Annotated in this window: 5 protein-coding genes; 1 reads left to right on the forward strand and 4 read right to left on the reverse strand. The window is 61.2% G+C overall.

Going from position 1 to position 5,491, the window contains the following annotated elements; all coding sequences use genetic code 11:
• Positions 1-137: 137 nt before the first annotated feature.
• The 3 genes from clpA to EN964_RS22725 all read right to left on the reverse strand — a co-directional run bounded on the left by clpA (position 138) and on the right by EN964_RS22725 (position 3,568).
• On the reverse strand, positions 138-2,606 hold the full coding sequence (clpA, locus tag EN964_RS22715; protein ID WP_127258970.1) for an ATP-dependent Clp protease ATP-binding subunit ClpA: 2,469 nt from the start codon (positions 2,604-2,606) through the stop codon (positions 138-140).
• Positions 2,607-2,612: 6 nt separating this feature from the next.
• Entirely contained in the window at positions 2,613-2,942 is a 330-nt protein-coding gene (clpS, locus tag EN964_RS22720; protein ID WP_023812950.1) for an ATP-dependent Clp protease adapter ClpS, read from the reverse strand.
• A 296-nt stretch (positions 2,943-3,238) separates the two neighbouring features.
• The gene (locus tag EN964_RS22725; RefSeq protein WP_013531776.1) at positions 3,239-3,568 is read right to left on the reverse strand and encodes a phasin family protein; all 330 of its coding nucleotides are present in this window, start codon (positions 3,566-3,568) and stop codon (positions 3,239-3,241) included.
• 285 nt (positions 3,569-3,853) lie between these two features.
• On the opposite strand from EN964_RS22725, the gene EN964_RS22730 reads away from it, so the two are divergent.
• Complete coding sequence (locus tag EN964_RS22730; RefSeq protein WP_127269294.1) at positions 3,854-5,263, forward strand: D-alanyl-D-alanine carboxypeptidase; 1,410 nt, start codon at positions 3,854-3,856, stop codon at positions 5,261-5,263.
• Between the two features lie 46 nt (positions 5,264-5,309).
• Here the strand turns inward: EN964_RS22730 and EN964_RS22735 are convergent.
• Positions 5,310-5,491 (reverse strand): DnaJ domain-containing protein (locus EN964_RS22735; protein ID WP_164775936.1); only part of this gene is annotated, 182 nt, incomplete at its 5' end.

The raw sequence follows: 5,491 nt of genomic DNA on the forward strand, positions 1-5,491 counted from the left end.
TCACCATCTCGAGCGCGGTCTGTTCAGGGGCGGGTCGCTTCAACATGACCCAGTGAATCAAAAACCCCCAGCAAATGCCAGGGGTTTGTCAGCAGTCTGAAAGCCCCGTTTCCGGGGCTTTTCGACTTTCCTCAAGGTCAGTTCTTTCTGGGCAGTTGCGGGACGAGACTGCGCTTGCCGCCGTCCTTGCCCTTGGCTTCGGGCTTCTGCGCCACCAGCTTCTTGGCCGCCGGCTTCTTCGCCACGGCCTTTCTGGGCTTCGGCGTTTCTTCCGGCTCTTCCTTCTTCGGCTTCACCGGCGCCTCGTCGGCGAGCGATTCGAGCTTCAGGCCGGTCTCGCCGGTTTCCTTCTTCTCGACGGTGACGCGCACCGTGCCGCCCTTCTTGAGCTTGCCGAACAGCACCTCGTCGGCCAACGGCTTCTTGATGTGCTCCTGGATCACACGGCCGAGCGGCCGCGCTCCCATGCGCTCATCATAGCCCTTGTCGGCGAGCCAGGCGATCGCATCCGCCGACAGGTCGAAGGTGACGCCACGCTCGGAAAGCTGGGCCTCGAGCTGCATGACGAACTTCTGCACCACCTGATGGATGACCGGCACCGGCAGCGAGCCGAACGGGATGATCGCATCGAGCCGGTTGCGGAACTCCGGCGTGAACAACCGGTTGATCGCCTCGACATCGTCGCCTTCGCGCTTGGTCGAGCCGAAGCCGATCGCCGCGCGCTGCGCATCCGACGCGCCCGCATTGGTGGTCATGATCAGGATCACATTGCGGAAGTCGATCTGCTTGCCGTTATGGTCGGTCAGCTTGCCGTGGTCCATCACCTGCAACAGGATGTTGAACAGGTCCGGATGCGCCTTCTCGACCTCGTCGAGCAACAGCACGCAATGCGGATGCTGGTCGACGCCGTCCGTCAGAAGACCGCCCTGGTCGAAGCCGACATAGCCCGGAGGCGCGCCGATCAGCCGCGAGACGGTGTGGCGTTCCATATATTCCGACATGTCGAAGCGGATCAGCTCGACGCCGAGCGACGCGGCCAACTGCTTGGCAACTTCGGTCTTGCCGACGCCGGTCGGACCCGAGAACAGGTAGGAGCCGATCGGCTTCTCCGGTTCGCGCAGGCCGGCACGCGCCAGCTTGATCGCCGAGGTCAGCGCGGTGATCGCGGTGTCCTGGCCATAGACGACGCGCTTCAGCTCGATATCGAGGCCCTGAAGCACCTTCTCGTCGTCGGCCGAAACCGTCTTCGGCGGGATGCGGGCCATGGTGGCGATCGTCGCCTCGATCTCCTTGATGCCGATGGTCTTCTTGCGCTTGGCTTCCGGCACCAGCATCTGCGAGGCGCCGGTCTCGTCGATCACGTCGATCGCCTTGTCCGGCAGCTTGCGGTCGTTGATGTAACGTGCCGACAGTTCCACCGAGGCCTTGATCGCCTCGTTGGTGAACTTCACCTTGTGGAACTCCTCATAATAGGGCTTGAGGCCCTTCATGATCTCGATGGCGTCCTCGATGGTCGGCTCGTTGACGTCGATCTTCTGGAAGCGCCGCACCAAGGCACGGTCCTTCTCGAAGAACTGCCGGAACTCCTTGTAGGTGGTCGAGCCGATGCAGCGGATCGCACCCGATGACAGCGCCGGCTTCAACAGGTTGGACGCATCCATGGCGCCGCCTGATGTCGCCCCTGCCCCGATGACCGTGTGGATCTCATCGATGAACAGCACGGCACCGGGATAATCCTCGAGCTCCTTGACGACCTGCTTCAGCCGTTCCTCGAAATCACCGCGATAGCGCGTGCCGGCGAGCAGCGTGCCCATGTCGAGCGCGAAGATGGTGGCGTTGTGCAGCACTTCGGGAACGTCGCCCTCGACGATGCGCTTGGCCAGGCCCTCGGCGATCGCAGTCTTGCCGACGCCGGGGTCGCCGACATAGAGCGGGTTGTTCTTGGAGCGGCGGCACAGCACCTGGATGGTGCGGTTGATCTCGGATTCGCGGCCGATCAGCGGGTCGATCTTGCCGGCCTTGGCCTTGTTGTTGAGATTGACGCAATAAGCCGTCAGCGCATCCTGCTGCTGCTTCTTCTTGCCGCCTTCCTCTTGCGGCTCGGCGCCGTTCTGGCCGCCCTGCTCGTCGTCCGCACCGCGCGGCGAGCGTGTCTCTGACGCGCCCGGACGCTTGGCAATGCCGTGCGAGATGTAGTTGACCGCGTCGTAGCGGGTCATCTGCTGTTCCTGCAGGAAATAGGCGGCATGGCTCTCGCGCTCGGCGAAAATGGCGACGAGCACGTTGGCGCCCGATACTTCCTCGCGGCCGGACGACTGCACATGGATCACCGCGCGCTGGATGACGCGCTGGAAACCGGCCGTCGGCTTGGAGTCCTCGTCGTAACCGGTGACGAGGTTGTCGAGCTCGGTGTCGATATAGGTGAGAACCGTATGCTTGAGCTCATCGAGATCGACATTGCAGGCTCGCATGACGGCGGCCGCCTCGGTGTCGTCGATGAGCGCGAGCAGCAGATGTTCTAGGGTTGCATATTCATGGTGCCGCTCATTGGCGAGCGTCAGCGCCTGGTGAAGCGCCTTTTCCAGGCCTTGGGAGAAAGCCGGCATGTTACCTCACTTCTTCTCCATCACGCATTGCAGCGGATGCTGATTCTGTCGGGCGAAATCCATGACCTGGGACACTTTGGTCTCGGCCACCTCGAATGTATAGACCCCGCACTCGCCCACTCCATGATTGTGAACATGAAGCATGATGCGTGTGGCGGCTTCGCGATCCTTCTGGAAAAAACGCTCCAGCACGTGAACCACGAACTCCATCGGAGTGTAGTCGTCGTTGAGGATGAGGACCCGATAAAGGCTGGGCTTCTTGGTCTTGGTTTTGGTGCGCGTGATGACGGCCGTCCCACGGCCGGCCCCATTGCCGTTACCGTCGCCGTCTTGCATTCGCACCACGCGTCTCGTGGCAGTCAAACCTGAAGTCACGTATTCCTGCCTCTTTCGATTCCCCATGCGAGTGCGACATGTAGGTGTTCGATGTACGATTTTAAGCCCTTCTGGTTAGCTGACAATATGGCTAGGTCACCAAACTTGGACGATTTTCGCAATCGTGAAGGGGCGCGAGGCTCTGGAGCGAAAATTGACACGAAAAAGCCCGGCCGCGTTTCCGCGGCCGGGCTTTTTCTCGGGTTCAAAGGCTCAATCTGGGTCACGTCAGGCGAAATCAGTTCGCCCGGGCGAAATTACTTCGCCTTGGCAACGATCGATTCGAATGGCTTGTAAGCTTCCTTGGCGAGTTCGGCATACAGATCGCCGATCTTGGTGGCCTCGGCGACGAACGCCTCATAAGACTGCTTGGCGTAGTCCGACTGGATCTCGATCGCCTTTTCCAGCGACTTGGCTGAAAACAGCTTCTCCACAGTGGCGCTGCCGGTTTCAAAACTCTTCTTGGTGTATTCACCAGCCTCGGTGGCAATCGCCTGCGCGCCCTTGGACAGCGACGCGAAGCTCTTCAATCCGGTGTCGGCGAACTCTTTGCCGTATTTGCTGAAGTCCTCATAGGTCTGGGTCATTTCACGATTCCCTTGACGGTTGAAGCGTCCTTCTTCGGGGCGCCCTTGTGCAATGCAAGATAATATATTGTGCGCCGCACAAAAGTCAAGATTCCGCGGGCTTGCGGGCCCGCCTGCGCAGCCAATGGCTAAAAATCGAATAAAGAGAACCTCAAGCCCGAAGAAAATGGTGAACGCGGCGGTTACCATAAACGGATTGGTAACGCTGCGCCGGTAGCTTGACCGGAAGCGAGGCAGGACCCTTTGCCGCCTCCAACGCAACGAAGAAATCCAAGGGAAGTACCAGTGCGTAAGGCGTTGTTGGGCATCGTTTCCAAATCCACCTCCCCTCTCAAAACGATGATGATCGTCGCCTTGGCGATGACATTCGTTTTTGGCGACGTTGCCTCGTCGCTGGCGGCCAGGCAGGCGGCCATCGTCGTGGATGCCAAGACCGGCAAGGTGCTTTACTCCGCAGATGCCAACGGCAGGCGCTACCCAGCTTCGCTGACCAAGATGATGACGCTGTATCTGACCTTCGAAGCGATGGCGAAGGGCAAGATCAGCAGGAACACGCCAGTGGTGTTTTCCGCCAAGGCCTCCGCCGAGGCGCCGACGAAACTTGGCGTGAAGCCGGGCGGTTCCGTCACGGTCGAGACCGCGATCCTGTCGATCGTCACCAAATCGGCGAACGACTCGGCCACCGCGCTCGGCGAAATGCTCGGCGGCAATGAAACCACTTTTGCCCGCATGATGACCGCCAAGGCGCGTGCGCTGGGCATGAACGGCACCGTATTTAGAAACGCCAATGGCCTGCCCGACCCCGGCCAGTTCACCACCGCGCGCGACATGGCGACGCTCGGCATCGCGCTGCGCGAGCATTTTCCGCAGTATTACGGCTATTTCTCGCAGCGCTCCTTTCTCTACGGACGCAAGCGCATCAACGGCCACAACCGCCTGCTTGGACGTATCAAGGGTGTCGACGGCATCAAGACGGGCTACACCCGCGCCTCCGGCTTCAACCTCGTCTCGTCGGTTTCCGATGGCAATCGCCGCATCGTCGGCGTGGTCATGGGCGGCACCTCGGGCGGCAGCCGTGACAATCAGATGGCCAACCTGATCAACACCTATCTGCCGAGGGCATCGACTCGCGGCGGTGGCGATCTGGTCGCCAAGGCCGGTGGCAATAACCCGATCACCGCCCTCGCCAAGGTTCTTCTGCCCAAGCATGACGCTCCGACACCGGACGACAAGCCTGTCATAGCGCAGGACGATGCCATCGTTGCCGAGGACGCCACGGTCGCCGAAGACGACACCGCGCAGGCCGAGGAAGCAGCTCCCGTCGTCAAGACCAGAAAGGTCAAGACCGTCATCGTTTCAGCCCCCCAGGTCGCGACGGCCCAGGTGGTAGCGGCCTATGCCGAGCCGACGCCGGCGGCTGTCGACCCGGTCAACACCGCGTCGGTGCCGTCGGGCTGGGCCATTCAGGTCGCCTCGTCGCCCAAGCAGTCCGAGGCCCAGGCCTTTCTCGACAAGACCACCAAGCAGGCGCCCAAGGTGCTGGCGGACGCTTCCGGTTTCACTGTCGCCTTCGACAAGGATGGCGTCACCTATTACCGCGCCCGCTTCGGTGGTTTCGGTTCGAAGACCGCCGCCTGGAAGGCCTGTACCGCTTTGAAGAAGAAGAACATCGAGTGCTACGCCGTCCAGCAGTAGGACGGCGTGCAAGCCATCTCCCGGAAAAATTCTGCGTCGAAGGAGACTAGTTGTGATTGGAGAGCAAGACGTCCTTGGCTTCGTTAATCCGCGCCGCCAGGAAAGACGTGCCGCCGACATCGGGGTGCAGGCGCTGCATCAGGCGGCGGTGCGCCTTGCGGACATCCGCCGCGGCGGCCCCCGCTTCAAGACCAAGGACCTTGTAGGCCTCCTCCTTAGTCATGGCGC

Origin of the sequence: Mesorhizobium sp. M7A.F.Ca.CA.001.10.2.1, from assembly GCF_003998575.1 — a bacterium.
Taxonomy (GTDB): Bacteria; Pseudomonadota; Alphaproteobacteria; order Rhizobiales; family Rhizobiaceae; genus Mesorhizobium.

Bases quoted from the DNA above. Each gene is read 5' to 3' on its own strand.
- clpS (WP_023812950.1), bottom strand. From the start codon at position 2,942: ATGCAAGACGGCGACGGTAACGGCAATGGGGCCGGCCGTGGGACGGCC.
- clpA (WP_127258970.1), bottom strand. From the start codon at position 2,606: ATGCCGGCTTTCTCCCAAGGCCTGGAAAAGGCGCTTCACCAGGCGCTG.
- EN964_RS22725 (WP_013531776.1), bottom strand. From the start codon at position 3,568: ATGACCCAGACCTATGAGGACTTCAGCAAATACGGCAAAGAGTTCGCC.